General features: G+C 71.9%; 18 protein-coding genes. 12 read left to right on the forward strand and 6 right to left on the reverse strand.

All coding sequences use genetic code 11. The features are described 5' to 3' along the window. The first annotated feature begins 5 nt into the window (after positions 1-5). Positions 6-2,828: a SpoIIE family protein phosphatase gene (locus tag AC4OXY_RS06740; RefSeq protein WP_491993428.1), complete on the forward strand. Its 2,823-nt coding sequence runs from the start codon at positions 6-8 to the stop codon at positions 2,826-2,828. Positions 2,829-2,836: 8 nt separating this feature from the next. On the opposite strand, the gene AC4OXY_RS06745 is transcribed toward AC4OXY_RS06740, so the two are convergent. Continuing rightward, positions 2,837-4,033 carry an IS110 family RNA-guided transposase gene (locus AC4OXY_RS06745; RefSeq protein WP_491994612.1) on the reverse strand — a complete coding sequence of 399 codons (1,197 nt, stop codon included), beginning with the start codon at positions 4,031-4,033 and terminating at the stop codon, positions 2,837-2,839. 357 nt (positions 4,034-4,390) lie between these two features. On the opposite strand from AC4OXY_RS06745, the gene AC4OXY_RS06750 reads away from it, so the two are divergent. The 3 genes from AC4OXY_RS06750 (at position 4,391) to AC4OXY_RS06760 (ending at position 8,267) form a co-directional block, all read left to right on the forward strand. Then, positions 4,391-5,944: a sugar ABC transporter ATP-binding protein gene (locus AC4OXY_RS06750; protein ID WP_376294799.1), complete on the forward strand. Its 1,554-nt coding sequence runs from the start codon at positions 4,391-4,393 to the stop codon at positions 5,942-5,944. Next, the gene (locus tag AC4OXY_RS06755; RefSeq protein WP_491993429.1) at positions 5,941-7,035 is read left to right on the forward strand and encodes an ABC transporter permease; all 1,095 of its coding nucleotides are present in this window, start codon (positions 5,941-5,943) and stop codon (positions 7,033-7,035) included. The genes AC4OXY_RS06750 and AC4OXY_RS06755 overlap by 4 nt, the downstream gene beginning before the upstream one ends. A 68-nt stretch (positions 7,036-7,103) precedes the next feature. Continuing rightward, positions 7,104-8,267, forward strand: coding sequence for a substrate-binding domain-containing protein (locus AC4OXY_RS06760; protein WP_491993430.1), 1,164 nt, complete (start codon positions 7,104-7,106; stop codon positions 8,265-8,267). A gap of 15 nt (positions 8,268-8,282) precedes the next feature. On the opposite strand, the gene AC4OXY_RS06765 is transcribed toward AC4OXY_RS06760, so the two are convergent. Next, positions 8,283-9,239 carry a hypothetical protein gene (locus AC4OXY_RS06765; RefSeq protein ID WP_491993431.1) on the reverse strand — a complete coding sequence of 319 codons (957 nt, stop codon included), beginning with the start codon at positions 9,237-9,239 and terminating at the stop codon, positions 8,283-8,285. Between the two features lie 58 nt (positions 9,240-9,297). After that, positions 9,298-10,656 (reverse strand): lanthionine synthetase LanC family protein, encoded by a 1,359-nt coding sequence (locus tag AC4OXY_RS06770; protein ID WP_491993432.1) that lies wholly within the window; start codon positions 10,654-10,656, stop codon positions 9,298-9,300. 150 nt (positions 10,657-10,806) lie between these two features. Here AC4OXY_RS06770 and AC4OXY_RS06775 point away from each other — a divergent pair, with 150 nt between their 5' ends. Both AC4OXY_RS06775 and AC4OXY_RS06780 read left to right on the forward strand, forming a co-directional pair. Then, complete coding sequence (locus tag AC4OXY_RS06775) at positions 10,807-11,460, forward strand: TetR/AcrR family transcriptional regulator (protein WP_362822327.1); 654 nt, start codon at positions 10,807-10,809, stop codon at positions 11,458-11,460. Positions 11,461-11,571: 111 nt separating this feature from the next. After that, positions 11,572-12,408, forward strand: a complete 837-nt coding sequence (locus tag AC4OXY_RS06780) for a maleylpyruvate isomerase family mycothiol-dependent enzyme (protein ID WP_491993433.1) — start codon at positions 11,572-11,574, stop codon at positions 12,406-12,408. Positions 12,409-12,576: 168 nt separating this feature from the next. On the opposite strand, the gene AC4OXY_RS06785 is transcribed toward AC4OXY_RS06780, so the two are convergent. After that, a complete protein-coding gene (locus AC4OXY_RS06785; RefSeq protein ID WP_356031160.1) occupies positions 12,577-13,146 on the reverse strand; it encodes a TetR/AcrR family transcriptional regulator in 570 nt (189 codons plus the stop codon). A 142-nt stretch (positions 13,147-13,288) separates the two neighbouring features. On the opposite strand from AC4OXY_RS06785, the gene AC4OXY_RS06790 reads away from it, so the two are divergent. Further along, positions 13,289-14,611 (forward strand): carboxypeptidase regulatory-like domain-containing protein, encoded by a 1,323-nt coding sequence (locus AC4OXY_RS06790; RefSeq protein WP_491993434.1) that lies wholly within the window; start codon positions 13,289-13,291, stop codon positions 14,609-14,611. 225 nt (positions 14,612-14,836) lie between these two features. Here the strand turns inward: AC4OXY_RS06790 and AC4OXY_RS06795 are convergent, their stop codons facing one another. After that, positions 14,837-16,045, reverse strand: a complete 1,209-nt coding sequence (locus AC4OXY_RS06795) for a cytochrome P450 (RefSeq protein ID WP_491993435.1) — start codon at positions 16,043-16,045, stop codon at positions 14,837-14,839. A 419-nt stretch (positions 16,046-16,464) separates the two neighbouring features. Between AC4OXY_RS06795 and AC4OXY_RS06800 the strand changes: the two genes are divergently transcribed. The 3 genes from AC4OXY_RS06800 (at position 16,465) to AC4OXY_RS06810 (ending at position 20,575) form a co-directional block, all read left to right on the forward strand. After that, positions 16,465-18,381: an alpha/beta fold hydrolase gene (locus tag AC4OXY_RS06800; RefSeq protein ID WP_491993436.1), complete on the forward strand. Its 1,917-nt coding sequence runs from the start codon at positions 16,465-16,467 to the stop codon at positions 18,379-18,381. A gap of 172 nt (positions 18,382-18,553) precedes the next feature. Then, entirely contained in the window at positions 18,554-18,757 is a 204-nt protein-coding gene (locus AC4OXY_RS06805) for a cold-shock protein (RefSeq protein ID WP_071365560.1), read from the forward strand. An 87-nt stretch (positions 18,758-18,844) separates the two neighbouring features. Next, a complete protein-coding gene (locus AC4OXY_RS06810; protein WP_402068071.1) occupies positions 18,845-20,575 on the forward strand; it encodes a DEAD/DEAH box helicase in 1,731 nt (576 codons plus the stop codon). Between the two features lie 61 nt (positions 20,576-20,636). On the opposite strand, the gene AC4OXY_RS06815 is transcribed toward AC4OXY_RS06810, so the two are convergent. Beyond that, positions 20,637-21,572: a LysR family transcriptional regulator gene (locus AC4OXY_RS06815; RefSeq protein ID WP_376294780.1), complete on the reverse strand. Its 936-nt coding sequence runs from the start codon at positions 21,570-21,572 to the stop codon at positions 20,637-20,639. 133 nt (positions 21,573-21,705) lie between these two features. Here AC4OXY_RS06815 and AC4OXY_RS06820 point away from each other — a divergent pair, with 133 nt between their 5' ends. Next, positions 21,706-22,974, forward strand: a complete 1,269-nt coding sequence (locus AC4OXY_RS06820; RefSeq protein ID WP_491993437.1) for an MFS transporter — start codon at positions 21,706-21,708, stop codon at positions 22,972-22,974. Between the two features lie 137 nt (positions 22,975-23,111). Continuing rightward, positions 23,112-23,984 carry a phenylalanine 4-monooxygenase gene (locus AC4OXY_RS06825; RefSeq protein ID WP_356031172.1) on the forward strand — a complete coding sequence of 291 codons (873 nt, stop codon included), beginning with the start codon at positions 23,112-23,114 and terminating at the stop codon, positions 23,982-23,984. Positions 23,985-23,988: the final 4 nt, after the last annotated feature.

Consider the following 23,988-nt stretch of genomic DNA (forward strand, 5'->3'; position numbering starts at 1 on the left):
CACTGATGGGGCGTGCGACAGACGGCACGGGGCCCGCCCGTTCCCGTGAGCGTTTTCTTGAGGGTGAGCCGGTCGAAGACTGCGTGCGCACCCCGATCTCGAACTCGTGGCAGCGCTGCCGGGCCCTGGGGCTCTCGCCCGACCAGTCCGGTCCTCCCTTCCGGGCCGACTTCGATCGTGAAGCCCGTATCGTCCGCGCGGCCGTGCCGGTACTCGACCGGCTGCAGTCCTGGTTCGCCGACAGCGCGATGAACATCTCCGTCGCGGATGCGAGCGGGACGGTCCTCCTGCGCCGCTTCGGATCAGCGTCCCTGGCCAGAAGCCTCCCGGCGTTCCAGCGTGAGCCCGGATTCGTGTTCGCCGAGCAGTACGCCGGCACCAACGGAATCGGTCTCGCGCTGGCGGAGCGCCGCCTCATCCAGGTCTACGGCGCCGAGCACTTCGCCGAGCGCTCTCAGGGCAACGCCTGCCGTGCGCTTCCCGTCCGCGACCCGCTCAGCGGCCGCATCGAGGGTGTGCTGTGCCTCGGCTATCCCCGGAGTGCCGAGGACCCGGCGCTGGCCACCGTGATACGCAGGGCGGCCCACGCCATCGAGAGGCGGCTGCTGGGGCAGAGTTCCGACCGTGAGCGGGCCCTGCTGCGGGCGTACCTGGACACCGGCGCCGCAACCGCCACCGGCCCTCACCACAACGTCGGGGTCGGAGACTTGGCCCTCGCACTGCGTCCCCGTGACCGCGAGATCCTCATGGCACGGGCCGCCGAGCTGATCTCCTGCGGGCAGCGGGCCGCGGTCCGTGTCCGCCTGTCCGACGGCCGGCGGGTCACCCTGGTGAGCCGTCCGATGACGAGCGCCACCGGGGTGGAAGGCTTCGTCGCCGAGGCCGTCCTGCCCGGACCCGCACCGCAGGAACCGCTCCTCGTCCCGCCGCCGGCCGGGCAGCCATGGCGCCTGCCTGTCGAAGCCGCCGCTTCCGGTGCCCCCGCCGTCCCCTCGTCCCGGGCCGCCCGCCTCACCACGGTGCCCGGCCTCGCGCCCGGCCGGACCCGTGCGCGCGCCAAGGGCGCCTCGGTGGGCGAGCCCGGCGTGACGGCAGGCGGCCGCCCCGGCTCCCCGTCCCCGGCGCGAGGACTCGTGCTGGTCGGAGAGCCGCACGTGGGGCGCTACGCCCTCGCCGCCCGGCGCCGCCTGGAGCTGCTGAGCGACGCGAGCACGCGCGTAGGCACCACGCTGGACGTCCTCCGCACCGCCCAGGAGCTCGCCGAGACAGCGGTGCCGCGACTGGCCGACTACGTCACGATCGACCTGCCCGAGGCCGTACCGCGCGGCGAGGAGGCCGCCGACCCCCTCACCAGCCTGTACCGGACGGTGGTCCACGGCATCCGCGACGACCGGCCGTTCCACCCGGTCGGCAAGCGCATCGACTACGGTCCGACCACTCCGCAGCTGCGCTGTCTGACCAGCGGGAAGGCGGTGCTGGAGCCGGACCTGCACGCCGCCGCGGGCTGGCTCGCCCAGGACCCCGAGCGCACCGAGGAGCTGCTGACCCACGTTCACTCCCTCATCGCGGTCCCCCTGATCGCCCGCGGTGTCGTCCTGGGCGTGGCCGCCTTCTACCGCGGGCGGGACCCCGCTCCCTTCGGCGACGACGACCGTTCGCTGGCCCAGGAACTCGCCACCCGCGCCGCCCTGTCCATCGACAACGCCCGGCGCTACACGCGCGAGCGCACCATGGTCCTGGCCCTCCAGCGCAGCCTGCTCCCGCACAGCCTGCCCGACCAGGACGCCGTCGAGGTCGCGCACCGCTACCTGCCCGCGGAGTCCGACGTGGGCGGGGACTGGTACGACGTCATCCCGCTGTCCGGCACCCGGGTCGGCCTCCTGGTCGGCGACGTCGTCGGCCACGGCATGCTGTCGGCCGCCACCATGGGCCGGCTGCGCACCGCCGCCCGCAGCTTCGCCGAGCTCGACTTCCCCCCGGACGAGGTCCTCACCCAACTCGACAACCTGGTGGGACGTCTCGACCGGGAGGAGCCCGCCGCGGGCGAATCGGGCATCATCGGCGCGACCTGTCTGTACGCCGTCTACGACCCGACCACACAGCGGTGCACGATCGCCCGCGCCGGGCATCCTCCCCCCGCGCTGATCCGCCCCGACGGCACAGTGTCCTTCCCCGACCTGCCCGCCGGGCCCCCGCTCGGGCTGGGCGGCCTGCCCTTCGAGGCCGTCGAGATCGACCTCCCCGAGGGCAGCGGCCTGGTCCTCTACACCGACGGACTCATCGAGGACCGGGAGCGCGACGTCGACGTGGTCCTCGACCAGCTGCGCGCCACCCTCGCCCACGCGGAACGCACACCCGAGGAGATCTGCGAGGCGGTCCTCGACACCGTGGCGCCGGCCCACCCCCATGACGACGTCGCCCTGCTCGTCGCCCGTACCCACGCCCTGGACCCGCAGCGGATCGCCACCTGGGAGCTGCCCGCCGACCCCGCTCTCGTCAGCGAGGTCCGCGCCTCGGCCCTGCGGCAGCTGGCCGACTGGGGACTGGAAGAGGCCTCCTTCGCCGCGGAGCTCGTGCTGAGCGAGCTGGTCACGAACGCCATCCGCCACGGCTCCGGGCCCGTCCGGGTCCGCCTGTTGCGCCACCGCACCCTGATCTGCGAGGTCTCCGACACCAGCAACACCGCCCCGCATCTGCGCCGCGCGGCCACGACCGACGAGGGCGGCCGTGGTCTGTTCCTGGTGGCCCAGCTGTCCCAGAGCTGGGGTACGCGCTACATCGGGCAGGGCAAGGTCATCTGGGCCGAATGCGGGCTCGACGCTTCCTAATGCTGTTGTCAAGCGGCTGCGGTCACCGGCGGTGTGACTTGGTAGCACCGCCGGTCACGGATCAGGGCCCAGATGACGTTGACGCGTCGGCGGGCGAGGGCGAGCACGGCCTGGACATGCTTCTTGCCCTCGGCGCGTTTGCGGTCGTAGAACTTCCGCGAGTTGGGGTCGTAGCGGACGCTGACCAGCGCGGAGGTGTAGAAGACGCGTTGGAGCCTTCGGTGGTAGGTGATCGGCCGGTGGAGGTTGCCGCTGACCTTGCCCGAGTCGCGAGGGGCGGGGGCGACGCCGGCGAAGGCTGCCAGAGCGTCCGGAGAGTCGAACTCGTCCAGGTCGCCGCCGACGGCTGCGAGGAACTCGGCACCGAGGGTCGCGCCGATGCCGGGGACGCTCAGGATGATGTCGGCGAGTTCGTGCTCGCGAAACCGGCCCTCGATGAGCTTGTCCATCTCGGCGATCTGCTCGTTGAGGGCCATCACCTCCTCGGCCAGGGTGTGGACCAGCTTCGCGATGATCTTCTCCCCCGGGATGGAGGTGTGCTGGCGCTCGGCGGCCTCAACGGCTGCTTCGGCCAGGGTTCTCGCGTTGCGGACTTTGCGGTTGGCCAGCCACTTCGTCAGCCGCATGACGCCGGCCCGGCGGATCGCGGGCGGCGTCTGGTAGCCCGTCAGAAGCCTGAGCGGGCCGGTGTTGGTCACGTCCAGGGCTCGTTCCAAAGCCGGGAACATGCTCAGCAGGGTGCCGCGCAGGCGGTTGACGACGCGGGTGCGGTCCTCGACCAGGTCGGACCGGCGTCCGGTCAGCAGCTTGAGTTCCACGGCGGCCTCGTCGCCAGGGCGGATGGGCCGCAGGTCCCGGCGCATCCTGGCCTGGTCGGCGATGACGTAGGCGTCACGGGCGTCGGTCTTGCCCTCGCCGCGGTAGCCGTCGGAGGCCCGGTTCACCAGTCGGCCGGGCATGTAGAGGACCTCCTGGCCGTGGCTGACCAGCAGGGCCAGCAACAGCGCGGGTTCCCCGCCGGTCATGTCGATGGCCCAGGTGACCTCACGGCCGCCAGCCAGGTCCAGGATGTCACCGATCAGCTTCAGCAGCTCGGGCTCGTCGTTGGCGACCCGCCGCGACAACAGCGTCTTGCCGTCCGCGTCCAGAGCAAGGCCGTGATGGTGGCCCTTGCCGCTGTCGATCCCCGCCCATATCCGGCTCATCATGCTCCTGACGTGCGTATTCGTTCTGCTCGTACCACAGACGACCTCGCCGGCATTGCTCTACACAGCGACTTGTTCGCACTTCCTAATCGGCGGCCGAGTCGTCGTGGGGTGCCGGGCGGCGAAGCGTCGTATGCCACGAGACGGCAGCCGCCTGATAGCCACACCCAGCACCCCTGGGCGACCCAACCCTACGAATGGCTCGATCAACCCGATCAAGAAGGTAGAGCCGCCTGAGGTCGTCGGCGCGGCTGGCCCGTTGGGGGCGCAACGGGCGACAAATCCGTAATGCCATGATTTTCTCCACTAGTATCACCGGCGAAAGTCGGGAAGAAATCGCCCTGCCGACCCCCGGAGATGTCCGTGCCCGACCCTCCCGACACCTCCGCGTACGCGGTCAGGGACGTCGAGGACGGCGCCCTGGTCCGTATCCGCGGGCTCGTCAAACGGTTCGGCGGGACCCTCGCACTGGACGGGGTCGACCTCGACGTCCGGGCCGGCAGCGTCCTCGCCCTGCTCGGCCCCAACGGTGCCGGAAAGTCCACGCTCATCAAGGTGCTGGCAGGCGTCCACCAGGCCGACGCGGGCCGGATCACGGTGGCCGGGCATCCCCTCGGAAGTCACGCCGCCTCCAGCGGCATGTCCTTCATCCACCAGGACCTCGGGCTCGTGGAATGGATGACGATCGCCGAGAACTTCGCCCTGACCACCGGATATCCGCGCCGCGCAGGACTGATCTCCTGGCAGCGGACCCGGGAGCGCTGCGCCAACGCCCTGGAAACCGTCGCCGGACACCTCGATCCCGACACGCCGATCGCCCGGCTCGGCCCCGCGGAACGCTCACTGGTCGCCATCGGCCGGGCCCTGGCCGCCCGCGCGCGACTCGTCGTCCTCGACGAGCCGACCGCCCGTCTCCCCGCCGCGGACTGCGCCCGGCTCTTCCAGGTCCTGCACGCCCTGCGCGACCGGGGCCACGGCGTCCTCTACGTCACCCACCGCCTGGACGAGGTGTACAAGGTCGCCGACACCTTCGCCGTCCTGCGCGACGGCCGGCTCGTCGGCCACGGCCCGCTGGCGGGCCACAGCCCCGCCCGTCTGGTGCACGACATCGTCGGCGCGGAACCGCCCCGTCCGCGCCCCGCCACCGGCGCCGCCGGCGGCCCCGTCGTCCTGACCCTCGACGGCGCACGGACCGCCGGCACGGGAGCGGTCGCCCTGCGGCTGAGGGCCGGGGAGGTCCTGGGCCTGGTCGGCCTCTCGGGCGCCGGACACAGCGACCTGGGCCGGGCGCTCGCCGGGGCCCGGCCCTTCCTCGGCGGCCGGGTGCTCCTCGACGGCAGGCCCTACCGCCCCCGCACGGTCGCGGACGCCGTCGCTCGCGGTGTCGGCCTCGTACCCGGCGACAGACAGCGGGAAGGCTGCGCCGCGGGGCTGACCGTGCGCGAGAACCTCCTGGCCAATCCCCGCGCGGGAGGCCTGCCCGCGCTGCGCTGGATCGGTCCCCGCCGTGAACGCGCCCGGGCGGCGGAGCTGATCGTGCGGTTCGCGGTGCGTCCGCGCGACAGCGAGGCCCCGCTCGCCACCCTGTCCGGCGGAAACCAGCAGAAGGTACTGATCGGCCGGTGGCTCCGGCCGGGCCTGCGCCTGCTGATCCTGGAGGAGCCGACCGCGAGCGTGGACGTCGGGGCCAAGGCCGCGCTCTACCGGCTGCTCGACGAGGCGCTGGCCGCCGGGCTCGCGGTCCTGCTCGTCTCGTCCGACTTCGAGGAGGTGGCGGGCGTGTGCCGGCGCGCCCTGGTGTTCGTCCGCGGGTGCGTGACGACCGAGTTGAGCGGTGCGGGCCTCACGGTCTCGGGACTCACCCGGGCGGCCTCGGCCCTTCCGGACCACGGAACCACCACGGGCTCATGACCGCCCCGCCCTCCTCCCTCGCGCCGCGCTCCCGGCCGCACCGGCGGGGCCCGGCCTGGCAGTTCGTGAGCGCCTACGGCCTCCTGGTCCTCACCGCGCTGCTCTTCCTGGTCTTCTCCCTCACGCTGCCGCAGACGTTTCCCACCCGGGACACCGTCGACTCGATCCTGTTCAGCCAGTCGATCCCGGCGGTCCTCGCGCTCGCCGCCATGGTCCCCGTCGTCACGGGTTCGTTCGATCTCTCGCTCGGCTACGGTCTCGGCCTGGCCCATGTCATGGTGCTGCAACTCGTCGTCCACGCCGCGTGGCCCTGGCCCTGGGCCTGCCTCGTGGTGATCGTCGGCGGCGCGGTCGTGGGTGCTGTCAACGGTGTGGTCGTCGAGTTCGGCCGGATCGACTCGTTCATCGCCACCCTCGGAACCGGCAGCATGCTGTACGCCGTGACCGGCTGGGTCACCGGCGGCGGCCGCATCGTCCCGGGCCCGGGCGGTCTGCCGGCGGCCTTCACCGACGTCTACGACTCCCGGCTCCTCGGCCTGCCGCTGCCCGCGTTCTACGTGCTCGGCCTCGCCGTCGCCCTGTGGGTGGTGCTGGAGCGGCTGCCGCTCGGCCGGTGCCTGTACGTCATCGGTGCCAATCCGCGCGCCGCCGAGCTGGTCGGCATCCCGACCCGCAGGTACACCGTCTACGCGTTCACGGCATCGGGGCTGATCGTCGGCTGCGCCGGTGTGCTGCTGGCGGCTCAGCAGGAGATCGGCAATCCCAGCGTCGGCCTCGACTATCTGCTGCCCGCCTTCGCCGGCGCCCTCCTCGGCTCCACCGCGATCAAACCGGGCCGCCCCAACGCCCTGGGCACGGTCGTCGCCGTGGCCGTACTCGCCGTAGGCCTCACCGGCATCGCACAGATGGGCGGCGACTTCTGGACCACTCCCCTGTTCTACGGCGGCACTCTCCTGCTCGCCGTGGGACTGGCCGGCTACTCCGCGCGCCGACTGCGCACCGGCGCCGACGCGCCCCGCGGCGCGCCGGCCGGCACGCCGCAGCCTCCGTCGAAGGCCTCCGGCGGCGGAACCCCGGGCACCGCTCCATGATCCACGCGAGGGCCCCGGCTCCGGAACCCGGACGCACCCTGCCGCTCGTCCCTCCGCGAGGAGCTCTTGTGCACAGCAACCGCAAGGCCCTGCCCCGCGCCGTCACGGCCCGGTCCGTCGCCGTCGCCCTGCTGGCCGCCTTCGCCGGCCTCGCCGGCTGCCAGCGCGGCTCGTCGAACGGCCCCGCCGTCTCCACCACGGGCCCGAGCGGCTGCCCCGCGGTCCAGGCCAGGGCCCAGGCCGCCGTCGCCCGAGCGGAGAAGACCGGCACCGCCCGGAACGGACCGGCCGGCGGCCCCGCGGCGGTCTCCGGCAGGACGATCGTCTACGTCGCGCAGACCATGACGAACCCAGGAGTCGCGGGCGTCGCGGACGGCGTGCGGGATGCCGTGCGCGTCATCGGCTGGAACGTCCGGGTCATCGACGGGGGCGGCAGCCCCGTCGGCATCCAGGCGGCCATGAGCGAGGCCGTGACGCTGAGGCCCTCGGGCATCGTCATCGGCGGCTTCGATCCCGGCTCGACCTCGCAGCAGGTCGCTCAGGCCAACGCGGCCGGCATCCCACTCATCGGCTGGCACGCGCTCGCCTCCCCCGGCCCCAGCCGGCGGCCCGAGCTCTTCACCAACGTCACCACCCGGGTCGAGGACGTCGCCGGCATCAGCGCGCAGTGGATCATCGCGCACTCCGACGGCCGGGCCGGGGTCGTGCTCATCACCGATGCCTCCATCCCGTTCGCGAAGAAGAAGTCCGACCTGATCAGGAAGGAGCTCGCCACCTGTTCCGGCGTGCGGCTGCTGGCCTACGAGAACATCCCGATCCCGGACGCGAGCAGCCGCACGCCGCGCGAGGTCTCCACCCTCCTCTCCCGCTACCAGGACAGGTGGACACACTCCGTCGCCATCAACGACCTGTACTTCGCCGACGCCGCCCCCGCCTTCCGCGCGGCCGGCAGGCAGGGCTCCGGCCCGCCGTTCAACATCGGTGCGGGCGACGGCGACCCGTCCGCCTTCCAGCGCATCAACAGCGGCCAGTACCAGGCCGCCACCGTTCCTGAGCCGCTGTCGCAGCAGGGCTGGCAGATCGTCGACGAGTTCAACCGCGCCTTCGCCCACCGCCCTGCCAGCGGCTACGTCGCCCCCGTCCACGTCGCGACGGCCGCCGACAGCGCCGGAGCCACGACCTGGGACCCGCCGGGCTACCGGGAGACGTACCGGAGGATCTGGGGCAGATGAGGCCCACACGTCGGATCACCCGTCGCGGGGCACTCTGCGCTGTGCCTCCTCGAACTGGGTCAGCGCGTCGCCGCCGGCCTGCCAGGGCCAAGAGGTGACGATGCCGCCGAGCGCTTCGAAGGCCGCGCGGGCTTCGTGGCGCCGGTCGGCGGCCATCAGCGTGTAGGCAAGGACATTGAGGTCGGCACGGGCCCGCGCGTGACGGAGGAATCCCGGCTGCACCCACGTGTGGGCCACGCGGTCGAGGGCCTGGGCGGCCGTCGCCTGGGACCAGTGGTTGCGCGCCACCAGCGCCTCGAAGCCGCCCCGGTCGAGGACGGAGTGGTACTGGAAGACCTGGGCGGTGAGTTCCGTACCCGCGCAGGGAGCGTTCGCGGGCATGCGTGCGCCCAGGGCGTCCACGAACTCCATGACCTGCATGCGCGACCCCGCTTGCTCCGGGGTGAGATAGCGCAGCATGGTGAGGTAGGCCTCGCGGTTCCAACGGTCGCGCGCGAGCACCTCGTTCCACACGCCGAACACCCGCTGCTGCTCCCAGCGTTCCAGGCATGCCGCCGTCAGGAGGACCACCCACGGGGTGGGGTCCTGAGGGGTGAGCTCGGCGGCCCGAAGACAGCTGTCGACCACGCCGGCCGCGTCGTCCAGCCTCCCCTGCGAGCGGGCGTGGACCACCTCGCTCCATGCGTACAGCACGAGTGCGTTCGCGTTGCGCGGCTCGCGCGTGGCCCAGGACCGCGGCAGCCGCGATCCCGCCAGGAACTCGGCCAGGACGCCCATGCGGTGCGCCCGGCGGTCCCAGTCGTCCGGGGCCTGCTCCAGCAGACGGGACATCTGCGCCACGCACATGTCGGTCATCGCGATCGCGCTCGTCCTCGCGGTCGCCAGCAGGTTCTTCATCAGCCTGCCCAGGTCCTCGTCGTCGAGTTCCGGAGCAAGGCGGGATCGTCTGCGACGACTTGAAAGAAAAGCCATGCACGGAGGCTAGAGGGCGCCACGCCTCACACAAGGCCTGGGCCGAGATCGTTATGGATTACTTGTCTCGAATGGGACTGGTCGCTCCTGCGCCCGCACGTGTAGTGCGCAGGTGTGCCGGCACGGCCCACCACTGGTCCGGGCGGTCGACGACCGGGGCGTCGGGGCCGGTCTCGCCGTACCGGGCGAGGCGCAGAAGGTAGGCCGCGATGCCTGCCGCGCCCTGCATCCACGTCGTGCCGGGCGGCAGCAGCGGCGGGTCCTCGCGGTGTTCCAGAAAGCGCCAACGGGCGCCCGCGTCATCCCTGATGACCCGGCCGACCAACGCGTCGCCCATCCTGTGCGCTGCCCGCAGCAGGGTCTGCCTCCTCTCCGGCGCCCGGCAGTCCTGGGCCGTGTCCAGCAGGACGTCTCCGACGCCCGCCGTTCCGCAGCAGCGGCCGTCGTTGTCCCAGAAGCCGGGACGGAGGCGTTCCGGCAGACCCGAGGTGAGGATCGAGGTCATACAGCGGTGCCGCAGTTCGTCGACGTCGTGGCCCGCCACCTCCGTGACCCCTGCGTGCGCCAGCGCGGTGAACAGGTGCGAGGTGCCCGCCGGGCCGTGGCACCACGTGTACGTCACCGGTTCCACCTCCCGGCGCGACGGCGGGATCGTGTGCGGGACGACGAAGCCCGCGTCCTTCAACGACCCCACCGAGAGGACGTGCCGGGCGCCCGCCACCGCTGCCTCGACGAAGTCCTCGCGGCCCAGGGCGGCGCCCGCGACCGCCAGAGCGGCCGCGACCCCGGCGGTTCCGTGCGAGTAGTTCGGCGCCCTCGACGCCGCCCCCGGCGTCATGCCCCAGTCGAGGCCCGCCTCCGTTCGGTCCGCCGCCCGCAGCAGGGCCTCGCCTCCCGTCGTCGCGATCTCGTCTGTGAACTCGCTCTTCGCCCAGACCGCCGTCATCACCACGCCCGCGGTGCCCATGACGACGTCGGTGAGGGGCGCGTCGGAGCCCGGCTCGAAGTCGAGCGTGGTCTTCCATCCGTCGCCGGTCGCCAGGGCGGCCAGCCGCCGCAGTGCCACCGCTTCCTCGCCCGGGGCGAGCAGTCTGAGCGCCGTCGCGTCGCCCGCGAGGCCGTCGTACAGCGAGGGTTCCGTTCGCTGCCCGGCCTGGGCCGACAGCCTGGTCACGATGCCGGTCGCCAGTGCCGTTTCCCGCGCGCTCAGCTCCCGGTACTGCGCGATCTCGGCCAGCACCGGGGCCAGGCCGGCGATCCCCGCGTACAGCGAGTCGCGGTCCTGGGCAGGTGACGTGGCCTCAGGACCGCCCTCCACCACCGCCTGCACCAGCCACGGGCCCTCGTCCTCGCGCACGTGGTCCAGCACCCACGACCACGCGGCCTCGCCCACATCCCGATATGCGTCGCTTCTCACCAGGCCACGCTACAACCGCCGGATGCACCGGCCCGTCCGGTGCGGTGTGGCCGGTCCGGCGGTCGCGGAGGGCCGGCCAGGACGTTCCGTGATAACTTCTAACGGAACCTTCAATGTGTAGCCAATGGTGCGGGAACGGGGTGGCAGGGCATGGGCGACACCGGTGCGCAGACGCCCCGGGAGCGCTATCGCGCCCAAGTGCAGGCGGAGATCAAGGAACGCGCCTGGGAGCAGATCGCCACGGCGGGCGTGCCCGCGCTCTCCCTCAACGCGGTCGCCAAGCAGATGGGCATGAGCGGGCCCGCGCTCTACCGCTATTTCGCCGGCCGCGACGAGCTGATCACCGAACTCGTCCGGGACGCGTACCGCAGCCTCGCCGAAACCTTCCGTGCGGCCTCCGACACCGGCGCCGACCTGGCCGGGCTGGCGCACGCCCTGCGCGACTGGGCCCTGGCCGACCCGCAGCGGTACTTCCTCATCTACGGCACCCCCGTACCCGGCTACCACGCCCCCGAGGACACGACGGGCCTCGCCGACCAGATCATGACGACCCTGCTCGACGCATGCACGGCGCTCGCCGAGGACCGGCCCGCGACACCGTTCAGCACCCACCTGGAGGGCAACCGGCACTGGGCCGAGGGCCACCCCGCCCCGCCCACGGCCCTCCACCGGGCCCTCACCTTCTGGACCCGGCTGCACGGCGTGCTGTCCCTGGAACTCGCCGGCCACTTCACCGGAATGGGCTTCGACCCGGCACTCCTCTTCGCGGCCGAACTGGACGACCTGCTGTCACCCCGGACCTGACGCCGTATCCGCGGGCGCACGGGGGCTTGCCGCGCGCCCCCGAGTCTGGTTGGGTTCCAGCGCCACAGGCACGTGGGGCGTGCCGGGCAAGTGGGGAGCGGAGCAGGCAACGTGCACACGACGGGACAGCCGGACGGCTCGTGGCCCATACCCGAGGGGCTCGCACGGGCGATCCGGGACACCGCCGAGGAGATCGCCACGCTGGTGCGGAGCGCGGGCGACACAGGGCGTGCCGTGCCGGGGTCGCGGTGGACCGTCGGCGAGGCGGCCGCCCACCTGGCCATGGCCAACGAGCTGATGGCCGACCTCGCAGCCGGCCGGGAGCGCCCCTACGGCGACGGAACGCCCGAGAGCCTCGCCAGGGCCAACGCGGAGTCCCTCGCCGTCTTCACGGAGCGCCGGGCGGAGCCTCTCGCGACGATGATCACGGAGCAGGCCGAGGCGTTCCTGGACGCGCTGTCGCACCACGAGGCCGACGGCCCGGCGCCGGCCACGCCCATGGGGCTGATGGACCGGTCCGTCCTCGCGTCGTACCTGCTCACGCACATGCTCGGCCACGGCTACGACCTGGCTCGCGCCCTGCAGCGTCCGCACATGGTCGACCGGACACGGGTGGGCCTGTGCATGCCGTTCATGCTCTCGGCCATGCCTCGTGTCACGAACCCCGCGGTCACGGCCGGGCTCACGGCCCGTTACCGGATCCTGCTGCGCGGCGGCGCGGCATTCGGCGTCTCTCTGGCCGACGGCGCCGTGCAGGTGACGCCCGTGACACCAGGGGCACCACTCCGGCGCCCGCACTGCACCATCCTGCTCGATCCCGTCGCCTTCCTGCTCATCGCGCTGGGCCGGCTGAATCCCTGGCGCGCCATCGCCCGGGGACAGGTCCTCACTTGGGGCTCCCGGCCATGGCTGGCCACCCGCTTCCCGACGCTGTTCACCGCGCCCTGAACCACGTCCCGGGCGGCCGTGCACGGCACACCGGACCCGCCGGGCCGGAGCAGCCGACGACACCCTGAAACGAGCGGCCCGGCGGCCCACGTCCGCCGCAGCCCGACCCGGACCGGGGATCGAGGAGATCCCCCAGTCCCGACGCGGTCGGGCCGACCGCAGCACGCCTCAGCCGTCCGACGTCACCGCGTCCCTGATGAGGCGGCGGGCGGCCGCGTCCGTACGGGCGGCGTCATGGGTCACCAGGCGGTCCTGGCACAGCCCCCGCAGGCCGGAGACGAGCAGGGTCGCCCCCGCCCGCGCCTGCTGCGGCGAATGACCCAGCCGCGCATACGCGTCGGCGATGGGGCCGACCATCACCTCGACGCTGTCGGCGGCGAGGCTGCCGTACTGCTCCGGATCGGTGGCGGCCAGGCTGAGCAGCTGCAGCAGCATACGGATCGACCGGGACTGCTCTCCGACGGTCATCGCTTCCCACAGGCCCTGGGCAGCCGTGCGCAGGCCGGCGGCGTCCTGGACGTCGTCGAACATCGCGCGGGCGTCGGGACGGCAGGCCGCCAACGCCTGGGCCAGCAGGTTCTCGCGGCTGCCGAAGTAGTACAGAAGCATGCGCTTGGTGGTGCCGATCGACTCGGCGAGCGGACTCAGCGACATCTGCGCGAGGCCGTGGTGCTGCAGGTAGTGCACCACCTGCTTCAGCAGTTCGGTGCGCTTTTCGGCGTTGACGGGTCGGGCCACGACTTTGACCGTACCGACCGGTACATGTATTGTCCAGCAGGAATAGATGTTCCGATCGGTACATTAATCGGGTGGTTCTGTGAGACACCGGATCGAGCGTCAGCGGGGCATGTCCTCGGCCAGGACACTGGCGGAAGCCCTGATGATCCCGACACTGCTCTTCCTCGGCCTGCTGTTCTGCTTCCCCACGGCCTTCCACGAGCCTCGGCCGCACCACGCGAAGGTGGTGATCGCGGACCTCGCGCTGGAACGCAAGGTCGACGCCTCGCTGCAACAGCGGCACCCTGGTTGGTTCGACGTCACCGCCGCGGCGGACGCCCGCGAGGCCCGCCGGGCGGTGCTGGACCGTACGGCCGTGGCCGGCTACGCGGCCCAGGGGAGAAACGCCGTGCTGTACGTGGCCGAGGCCAACGGCACGGCACTTGAGCAGGCGCTCGCCAAGGGGTTCGCGACGGTCGCGGCGCGCCATCACCAGAAGCTCACGATCACGGACGTGGCGCCCACCGTGAGCAAGGACGAAAACGGCACGACCCCGGTGTACTTCGCAGTCGCCTGGAACGTCCCCGGCTACATACTCGCCACGACCCTGCTGAGAGCAGTGACGTTCAACCGCCGCAAGAAGATGCTCGCGATCGTGGCGGCCTCTGCCCTCTTCAGCGTGGTGGGCTTCTTCGTCGGCGCAGGGCTGGGCTACTTCCCCTACGAGCCCTCGGCCCTGGGCATCGCCTTCCTGCTCAGCACGGCGGTGGCCACGTTCTCCCTCGGCATGGCGCCTTTCACCAAGCAGTTCTTCCCTCTCGCGGGCCTGGGTCTGTACATCGTGCTGAGCGTCCCCTCCAGTGGCGTCGCCCCCGTCCAGCTCCTGCCGGCGTTCTTCCAGGGCCTGCACGCCGTCATGCCCCTGGGCAACGCGGTCGACGCCCTGCGGGGGGTCCTGTACTTCAACGACGTGGGAGTGCTCAGGCCGGTCCTCGTACTGTGCGCGTGGATCGCGGCAGGCATGACCCTGTTGGGCCTCGACGCATGGCGGCACCACCGCGCGGCCGTACGACCGCCCGGGGAAAGCGGGCGGGAGGACGTTCCGGAGCCGCCGGTGGAGGACCCGTCCGTGGAGGCACCCTCACCCACGGCGCTTCCGGTCCACCCGCACCATTTCGGCGAGCAGTTGCCGATGCTCGAAGGCACCGTGCGCGACGACGGGCAACAGCCCCTCCGCCACGCCGTGGTGACCATCATGGACGCCGGCGGCCGACAGTTGGTGCGGACCTCGACGAACGTGCGGGGCCAGTACGCCGTGACCGGCCTGCCCGAGGGGTACATCAGCGTCGTGGCCTCATACCCCGGGCGGAATCCGGTCGTTCACCAGAAGCTGTTGCAGTCCGGTACGGCCGTCCGGAGCGACTTCACCATGCACGACCGTCGCAGCGGGTCGCCGGCCCACCCGGCTCACACCGGCCGAGCGTGATCGTCCGGGCGGTGAAGGCAGAGTGATCGGAATGTCGTCCACGCCGCAGTCGCTGGGCGGCGCCGTGGACGTGGAACGACTGATCGAAGCCCATGGTCGGGCTCGGTTGCCACGGACGCCTTGGTCCCGGTGTGCCTCCCGCGCCCGAAGCGGGCTCGGCGGTGAGAGCCATCCCTCCGTTGGACGGCGCGGCGCAGCGCTCCTCGGAGCGTTTCGCACGGTCGGTCACCAGGCGACGGGCAGTTCGGCGAGGCAGTGGAAGACGGGGTTCTCGCGAAAACGGAGCCGGGACGCCTCGCAGGCCAGGCGGAGGGTCGGCAGCCTGGCGAAGAGGGAGTCGAGAGCGAGTGTCACCTCCAGCCGGCCCAGCGACGCGCCGAGGCAGAAGTGGGCGCCATGGCCCCACAGCAGATGGCCCGAGGCATCGCGGTGGATGTCGAGGCGTTCGGGGTCGGGGAAGACGGTGGCGTCGTGGTTGGCGGCGACAAGGCTGATCATCACCGACTCGCCCTCCCTGACCAGCGTCTCGCCGATCCGGACGTCCTCGGTGGCCTGACGCACGACGCCGTCCTGGATGATCGACCAGAAACGCATCGACTCCTCCACGAACTTCGGCAACAGAGCCCCGCTTTCGGCCAGGACCTCGGCGCGCAGTGCGTCATCGGTCAGCAGGCTCAGGGTGCTGACCGCGATCTGCGTGGCGGTCGACTCGTGGCCGGCGATGAGCAGCAGCTTGAGGATGGCCAGGAGATCGGCACGGTCGAGTTCGCCGGTGGCCACGTGGTCACGGACGAGACGACTGACCAGGTCGTCACCGGGATCCTGCTCCTTGGCGCGCGCGTTCTCGTCGAGGAAGCCGACGATGCGGTGGTGCGCCGCGAGGGAGAGCGCCGGGTCGTCGTCCGTGAGCAGGATCTGGGTCTGCTCCAGGAAGAACGCGGTGTGCTCGTCCGGAATCCCCATCAGCCGGGCGATGACCAGGGCCGACACCTTTGCGGCGAAGTCCCTTACCAGGTCCGCGGGTTGCGGCCCGGCTGCCAGCGCGTCGGCCGCCCGGTCGGTCAGCTCCTGGATGCGGGGGCGCAGCGCGCGTACCCGGCGCACGGTGAACTCGGGGGCGACCATCCTGCGCAGCCGACCGTGCTCCGGATCGTCCATGCGCAGGAATCCGCTCGGCCGGTCGTCGGCGGGCACGGGGATGCGCAACGGAAAGCCGGGCCGGGTCTCGTCGGCGCTCAGCCGGGGGTCCTTGAGCGCGGCCTTCACCTCCTCGTAGCGGGTGATCAACCAGACCAGCTGTTCCGCGCCGGCGCCTGCCGGCAGACGGACCCGCGCCGGCGGGCCGTCACGGACCACGCCGAGGGCAGGCGGCGGCGACATCGGACACGTACGGGCCAGCGGCCAGTCGAGCGCACTGGTGTACACAGCGGGCATGATCCATCCCTTCATCTCGTACGCATACCCGCCCCATCCGGCATCCCCGGCGGCGGGCGCCCCAACCGGACCACACCAGCACCCCCCACTGACACCGCAGTGACCAACGGCTGACACCCGGCACCGGTCCGCCTGGATCGCCTGCCCGACGCCGACGAGCGCGCATCACCGACGACGGTCTCTCCGGCGAGGTCGAGCCCGGACGCCACAGCGTGTCATCGCATCCGACGTCGGCGAGGACGAGCGGGAACGCGGTTCCCCAGGAGCCGGCTCCGTGGGCGGCGCCCTGCCGCAGATCGAGTACGGCGGGCAGGATGATCGCCATGTTCTACGAACCTGATGAAGCTGCCACGTTCCATGAGCTGTTGGCGGCGCGTTCTCGCCTGACCGGGTTGGTTCTGGCACCCGATGGAACACGCTTGATCGCCTCCGTGCAGTCGGTCGACGAGGCGGGCACCGGGCACGTGACGAGGCTCTGGGAGGTCGATCCCTCGGGCAAGGACGAGAGCCGCCTCGTGGCTCGGTCCGTAGAGGGTGACTTCGCTCCGGCGTTCGCCGCTGATGGGACGCTGTTGTTCCTCTCCGGCCGGGCTCGCACGGACCCCGCCGGTGATGAGCCCGACAGTCAGGATGTGTCGCTGTGGGCGATGCCCGAGAACGGCGAGGCGAGACGGATTGCCCGACACCCGGGGGGAATATCCGCGTTCACCTGCGCGGCACATGCCGACGCGATCGCTCTCACCGCCGATCTGCTGCCTGGCACGGCGGACACCGGGACATACGCCGCGGCTCGGCGTGCGCGCGAGCGTGCCATGGTCGACGCGGCCCTCTACGAGGAGACCGCGACCGGCGCCTGGAGTGCCGCCCTCGGACCTGACGAACCGCACACGCTCGTCCTGCGCTCCGACGGGCCTGCGGTGATCGCCGGGAGCCAGGGCCTGGCGGGCACCGCCCACACCGCGATGTCTCCGGACGGGTCGCTGGTGGCCTACACACGGGCCGCGACCGGCCGCGACCCCGACACCAACACCGTGGTCGTCGCCGACGCGGCGACCGGCATGCGGCGCCGGACCTTTTCACGCCCCGGCCATCAGTACTACCGCCTGGCGTTCACGCCCGACGGTTCGACTCTGGTCTGCCAGCGTCAGCGGGAAGAGACCTACGACACCGAATGGCGCGTCACGCTCGTCGCGTTCGACCTGGAGTCCGGCGAAGAGACCGACCTGCTGCCGGAGTTCGACAACTGGCCATGGCCGGGACGTGCGGTCCTCTCGCCGGTCCCCGGGGACCCGACGATGTGGTTCACCGGAGACGAGCGGGGGCACTGCCCGGTCTTCCGCCGCGACGCGGACGGCACGATCACCCGCCTGACCTCCTCCGGCACCTACGCCTCGCTCTGCGTGACATCCGACGGAGCCACTCTCTACGGGCTGCGCAGCGCGATCGACAGCCCGCCCCGCGTGGTCCGCCTGGATGCCGCCACGCCCGATCAGCAACCCGTCTTCCTCAACGCCGCCGACGAGCTCCGCTCGCTTCCCGGCACCCTGACCGAGGTACACGCCCAGGGGGACGACGGCTTCCCGCTGCGCGCCTGGCTCGTCCTGCCCGAAGACGCCTCGGCCGAGCGACCGGCCCCCTTGGTCGTCATCCCGCACGGAGGGCCGCAGGCGTCCTGGAGTGCCTGGACGTCGTCGTGGAACCCCTGGCCGTTCGCTGCCCGCGGCTACGCGGTACTCCTGCCGGACCCGGCCCTGTCCACCGGCTACGGGCAGCGGATGCAAGAACGCGGCCGGGGCCAGTACGGCGGTCGGCCCTACCGTGACGTCATCGCGCTGGCAGACGCGGCACTGGCACGCGCCGACCTCGACGCGGCCCGGACCGCCTTCGCCGGCTGGTCCTACGGCGGCTACCTGGCCAACCGGGCCGCGACCGGCACCGACCGCTTCAAGGCGATCGTCTCGGCCGCCGCGATGTGGAACCTGGAGGCGCTGCAGACGGGCACGGACATGCACGCCTACTTCCGCAAGATCTTCGGCGACCCGCGGACTCGGCGCGAGCGGTACGACGCCGATTCGACCCACCTCGACGCGGCGAGGATGAAGACGCCGATGCTGATCGTCCACGGAGGCCGGGATCACCGCGTGTCGATGGGCCAGGCGCTGAGCCTGCACAGCGATCTGGTGCGGCTCGGTGTGCCGGTCAGGTTCCTGCACTTCCCGACCGAGGGCCACACCGTCGAAGCGCCGAACCACATCCGGATCATGTACGAGACGGTGCTGAACTTCCTCGACCACCATGTTCTCGGGCAGGAGTGGCGGCGCCCGGCGCTGCTCTGACTGATCGCCCGGAACGGAGGACTGCTGATGCCGGGCTGTGCTAGGGTTCCGGAGTTGCAGTTGTGGTACCCATGAACCTATGTGCGCCTGACAGGAATGTTTCTCCTTCAGGCGCATTATTTGTTTTTCCGGCGTCTCCGGATGGGGCCTCTGCCTACAGAAGGAGAAGATCATGGCTCAGGGAACCGTGAAGTGGTTCAACGCCGAAAAGGGTTTCGGCTTCATCCAGCAGGACGGCGGCGGCCCCGACGTCTTCGCGCACTACTCGAACATCGCGACCCAGGGCTTCCGTGAGCTCCAGGAGGGCCAGCGGGTCTCCTTCGACGTCACGCAGGGCCAGAAGGGCCCGCAGGCGGAGAACATCATCCCCGCCTGATCGCCGGACGCGTATCCGCTCACCGGGGTCCATACCGTCATGGTGCGGACCCCGGTTTGTGCTGTTCCCAGGAAGGCAGACCACCGCATGTCCCGCAGGCCCCAGAAGCCGAACCGGCGCGCCTCGTCACCCTCACCGGCCGTGTCCGCGCCGAGGGAATTCCGGCTGCCGGAAAGCACCACACCCGCTCTTCCCGCCGTCGAGGACTTCGCCGCTCTGGACATGCCCGCAGGGCTGCTGAAGACCCTCACCGCGCAGGGCGTGACCGTCCCGTTCCCCATCCAGGCCGCCACACTGCCGAACTCGCTCGCCGGTCGTGACCTGCTGGGACGGGGACGCACCGGCTCCGGCAAGACCCTCGCGTTCGGGCTGGCGCTCCTCGCCCGCACGGCGGGACTGCGGGCGGAGTCCAAGGCTCCCCTCGCCCTCGTGCTGGTGCCCACCCGTGAACTCGCCCAGCAGGTGACGGACGCGCTCACCCCCTACGCCACGGCCGTGAACCTGCGACTGGCCACCGTGGTCGGCGGGCTGTCCATCACCAAGCAGGCCGGCACGCTCCGCCGCGGCGCCGAGGTCCTCGTGGCGACCCCCGGCAGACTCAACGACCTCGTGGAACGCGGCGACTGCGTTCTCGACCAGGTGCGCATCACGGTGCTGGACGAAGCCGACCAGATGACCGACATGGGCTTCCTGCCGCAGATCACCAGGCTGATGCAGCGCGTGCGGCCCGACGGACAGCGCCTGCTCTTCTCGGCCACGCTCGACCGCAACATCGACCGTCTGGTGCGGCAGTTCCTGACCGACCCGGTGGTCCAGTCCGTGGACCCCTCCGCGGGAGCGGTGACCACCATGGAGCACCACGTGCTCCACGTCCAGGACGAGACCGACAAGAAGGCCGTCACCACGCGCATCGCGGCCCGTGACGGCCGGGTCATCCTCTTCCTCGACACCAAGAGGTCCGCCGACCGGCTCGCCAAGCGGCTCCTGGCCGTCGGCGTCCGCGCGGCCGCACTGCACGGGGGCCGCTCCCAGCCGCAGCGCAACCGCACCCTGGAACAGTTCAAGAACGGCCAGGTCACCGCCCTGGTGGCGACCAACGTCGCGGCCCGGGGCATACATGTCGACGACCTCGACCTCGTCGTGAACGTCGATCCCCCCACCGACCACAAGGACTACCTCCACCGCGGGGGTCGCACGGCCCGCGCCGGCGGCTCCGGCAGTGTGGTCACGCTGGTCCTGCCCACGCAGAAGCACGACGTCACCCGGCTCATGTCGGACGCGGGCATCCGCCCCCGGACGGCCCGCATCACCTCCAGCGACGCGGCACTGGCCACGATCACCGGCGCCCGCGAGCCCTCCGGCGTGGCCGTCACCATCGAGGTCCCCCAGCAGGCGACACCGCCGGCGTCCGGCCCGGACCAGAAGACCGGCACCGGCACCAAGCCCGGCAGGCGATCCGGCCGCCGACGCCGTAACGGCGGCGGGGCCAAGCCCACGACGGGTGCTGCCAACAGCACGGCGAGCCGGGGCTCCGAGCGTCAGGCCGCGGCCGGGACGAAGGCCTCCGAGGGCACCTCCGCAACCGCCCGGCGCGGTTCGGCCCGCCGGGCGGGCTCCGGTGGGGCCGCGGGCAGTGGCGCCGGCGGCCGCGGTTCCGCCCGCCAGGCAGCCACCGATGGGGCAACCGGCACCGCCTCCGGCAAGGCTGTGCGCGGATCCGGCCGGCGGACGGCGCCCGGCGCAGCCACGGGTGGCGCCGCCGGAGCCAGAAGCCGTAACTCCGACCGCCGAGGCGGCCGTCGTCCCTCCGCCACCTGAGCCTGATCGGGTGCTGTCGGGCGAGCCCATCCGGCCGCGGTGAGCCCGGACGCGGCGACGCTCAGCGCGGAAGCACCCAGTGCGGCGTCCAGGTCCCGGCCGCGTCGTGACCGGACGCCGTGGCGGCGAGGTGAGCGCGCAGCGTGGCCAGGGCCGGGTGGGGGTTGTCGCGGTGCCACAGGAGCGAGTGCGGGTAGACGGGCGTCGGGTCGGTCACCGGGATCCGGCGCAGGCCGTGCCCGGCGGGCCAGACGAGGCGCGTCTGCTCGCTCATGAAGGTGGCCAGGGCCGGGGTGTCGGCGACGGTGTCGAGGAGCGCGTCGGAGCCGAAGTTGGGGCCGGTCGCCTCGATGGTGAGGCCGAACTCGGCGACGAGGTCGTCGTAGTAGGCGGCCCATTCCGAGCCCGGGACGATGCCGGGCATCCAGATCCGGTGCCCGACGAGCTGAGCCATCGTCACCGAGCGGGCGCCCGCCAGCGCGTGGGCGGGGCCGGTCATGAGCTGGAGCGGCTCGTCGAGCACCCGGACGGACTCGATGTCCTCGGGAAGGGGCCGGCCGGGTGCGGCGACGGCGCGGAAGGACGCGTCGATCGCGCCGGATCGGATGGCGGCGACGGCCGTCTCGATGTCGAGCAGCATCAGCACGTCGAGGTCGATCTCGGGGTGCGCGTGGTGGAAGCCGCGCATCAGGCCCGACGCCGCGCCGCGTGAGGAGATCATGTCGACGCGCAGGGGACGGCGGCCGGTGCGCACGGACGCGACCGCACGCTCGGCGACGCGCAGCAGCTCGCGCGCGTGGGGCAGGAACGCCTGCCCGTCGATGGTGAGCTCGGCGCCGCGCGCGGTGCGGGTGAACAGCCGCACACCGAGGGTGCGCTCCAGCGCGGCGATGCGCTTGGAGACGGCTTGCTGGGTGACCGCCAGCTCGGCGGCGGCTTCCTGGAACTGCCCCGCGTCGGCGGCGGCGACGAAGGTCCGGACGGTGTCGAGGTCCATGTCGACAGCCTATGGGTACAACTCCTGGTTGTATCCGAGAGCCCCGTGGTTGTTTGATCCCAGGCTACGGCGCTCGCTTTGATGATTCCGGTCGCGGATCGGTTGTGCGGGTGAGTGGCGAGGAGCATCGGACATGAAGAGCGGGGACCGACTGGGGCATCTGCTGGGACGTCGGCTGGGGCGGCCGTTCGGATGGCTCTGGGGAGCGTACGGGACGAGCGCGCTCGGCACGTGGCTCGCCTTCGGCGCGTTCCCGCTGATCGCCGTCCGGGTGCTGCACGCCGGACCCGCCGAGGTCGCCGCGCTCTCCTCCGTGGGGGCTGCGGTGGGCGCGGCCGTGGCTGTGCCGCTCGGTCCGTGGGTGGAGTTCCGCCGCAAGCGGCCGGTGCTGATCGCGATGGACCTGGTGCGGTTCGCGGCGCTGCTGACGATCCCTGTCGCGTACGCGCTCCGCGTGCTCGGCTTCCTTCAGCTCCTGCTGGTCTCCGTCGTCGTCGCGGCGGCGGACATCACCTTCCGCGCCGCGTCCGGCGCGTACCTGAAGACGCTGCTGCCGGCCGAGGACCTGCTCGTCGCCAACGCCCGGTTCGAGTCCACGGCCTGGACGACCACGATCATCGGACCCCCGCTGGGCGGCGCGGCGATCGGGCTCCTGGGTCCGGTGGCGACGGTGGTGGCCGACGCGGTCAGCTACCTGCTCTCGGCCCTGGGCATCCGCGCGACGGGCGGCCACGAGCCGCGGCCCGAGCGCCGGGAGGCCACGCGCATGCGGGCCGTGGACCTGCTCGACGGCTGGCGGTACATCCTCGCCGACACGGCACTGCGCCCGCTGTTCTTCAACACCGCCTTGTTCAACGGCCTGGTGATGGCCACCCAGCCACTGCTGGCCGTCCTGATGCTCGGTCCACTCGGGTTCACGCCGTGGCAGTACGGCCTCGCCTTCGCCGCGCCCTCGATCGGCGGACTGCTCGGTTCGCGGCTGGCCCGACCGCTCGTCACCCGGTACGGGCAGCACCGGACCCTGGTCGTGGTCGGGGCGCTGCGCGCGCTCTGGCCCGTCGGCCTGGCTTTCCTCGGGCCGGGCACCGGCGGGCTGCTGCTGGTGATGGGCGTGGAACTCGGGCTCATCTTCTGCTGCGGGGTCTTCAACCCCGTCTACGCCACCTACCGCCTCGACCGCACCGCGACCGACCGGGTCACCCGCACACTGTCCGCCTGGACGGTGACGACCAAGGCCTCGGCCGCGCTCCTGACGGCCGTCTGGGGTGTGCTGGGCGGCCTGCTCGGTCCGCGTACGGCCATCGGCCTGGCCGGCGTGCTCCTGCTGGCGACCCCGCTGCTGCTCCCCCGCCGCGCGCCAGCGGCTGTCCCCGAGCCGGAGCCGGGTCGGGTCACCCCGTAACAGCGCTCCGCCGAAAACCTTCGCCGAGGGCACGAGCGGGCGCCCCGGAGTCGGTCACCGCCTTGATCGCGCCACATCCTGTCCGGCGACCGCGTGCCGAGATGTGTGCCCTTCTGCCCGATGGGAGGATCGGGTGCGTGAGCGGTATTCCCGTGCGCACGCCCATAGCGGCCGACGGCCGGCTGGGCGTGGCTGTCCAGCACCCTGGGCTGAGCGATCCGGGGTACCTGCTGCGGCGCAGGACGATCGCCGCGGCCGCCCGCGGTCACCGGGTCGGTGACCCCTACCCGACGGTCGACTACAGCGAGGGCGAGGAGCGGACCTGGCGGACCGTGCACCGGGCGCTGCTCGGCGCCCAGGACGAGCATGCCTGCCGCGCCGCGCTCGGCGCCCGGGACCAGGCTCCCATCCCTGCCGACCACATCCCGCAGCACGCCGAGGTCGGCTCCCACCTACGCCGGCTGACCGGCTTCGACTTCACCCTCGCGGGAGGAGTCGTCGCGAACAAACGGTTCCTGGGTTCGATGGCGGCCGGCTACTTCCACGCCGTCCAGTTCGTGCGCCACCCGGCCGTGCCGCTGTTCACCCCCGAGCCCGACATCATCCACGACGTCTTCGGGCACGGGATCCACCTCTCCTCCCCCGCCTTCGCCGACATCTACCGCCTGTTCGGCCAAGCCGCGGAGCGCATCGAGCGCAAGGACGTCCTCCAGATGATCAGCGACGTGTACTGGTTCACGCTTGAGTACGGCGTCCTGGAGGAGAACGGAGCGCCCAAGGCCTACGGCGCGGCCCTGCTCTCCTCCTACGGAGAGATCCGCCGGCTGCACGCATCCCGCATCCGCCGGCTGGACATCGACGCCATGCTCGCCACCCCCTACGACGTCGGCGGCTACCAGCCCGTCCTCTTCGCCGCCCGCACCCTCGACGAGGTCACCGACACCCTCGCCGGCTTCCTGGACAGGCTCGGCGACGACACCGCACCCCAGCCCTGCGCCGGCAGACCGTAGAGCG

This window comes from Streptomyces sp. HUAS MG56 (assembly GCF_058673395.1).

What these genes read in the sequence shown, in the direction of transcription:
- AC4OXY_RS06750 (WP_376294799.1), top strand. Translation starts at nt 4,391, where the DNA reads ATGTCCGTGCCCGACCCTCCCGACACCTCCGCGTACGCGGTCAGGGAC.
- AC4OXY_RS06795 (WP_491993435.1), bottom strand. Translation starts at nt 16,045, where the DNA reads ATGCCCGCTGTGTACACCAGTGCGCTCGACTGGCCGCTGGCCCGTACG.
- AC4OXY_RS06820 (WP_491993437.1), top strand. Translation starts at nt 21,706, where the DNA reads ATGAAGAGCGGGGACCGACTGGGGCATCTGCTGGGACGTCGGCTGGGG.
- AC4OXY_RS06805 (WP_071365560.1), top strand. Translation starts at nt 18,554, where the DNA reads ATGGCTCAGGGAACCGTGAAGTGGTTCAACGCCGAAAAGGGTTTCGGC.
- AC4OXY_RS06815 (WP_376294780.1), bottom strand. Translation starts at nt 21,572, where the DNA reads ATGGACCTCGACACCGTCCGGACCTTCGTCGCCGCCGCCGACGCGGGG.
- AC4OXY_RS06790 (WP_491993434.1), top strand. Translation starts at nt 13,289, where the DNA reads ATGATCCCGACACTGCTCTTCCTCGGCCTGCTGTTCTGCTTCCCCACG.
- AC4OXY_RS06745 (WP_491994612.1), bottom strand. Translation starts at nt 4,033, where the DNA reads ATGAGCCGGATATGGGCGGGGATCGACAGCGGCAAGGGCCACCATCAC.
- AC4OXY_RS06740 (WP_491993428.1), top strand. Translation starts at nt 6, where the DNA reads ATGGGGCGTGCGACAGACGGCACGGGGCCCGCCCGTTCCCGTGAGCGT.
- AC4OXY_RS06755 (WP_491993429.1), top strand. Translation starts at nt 5,941, where the DNA reads ATGACCGCCCCGCCCTCCTCCCTCGCGCCGCGCTCCCGGCCGCACCGG.
- AC4OXY_RS06765 (WP_491993431.1), bottom strand. Translation starts at nt 9,239, where the DNA reads ATGGCTTTTCTTTCAAGTCGTCGCAGACGATCCCGCCTTGCTCCGGAA.
- AC4OXY_RS06810 (WP_402068071.1), top strand. Translation starts at nt 18,845, where the DNA reads ATGTCCCGCAGGCCCCAGAAGCCGAACCGGCGCGCCTCGTCACCCTCA.
- AC4OXY_RS06775 (WP_362822327.1), top strand. Translation starts at nt 10,807, where the DNA reads ATGGGCGACACCGGTGCGCAGACGCCCCGGGAGCGCTATCGCGCCCAA.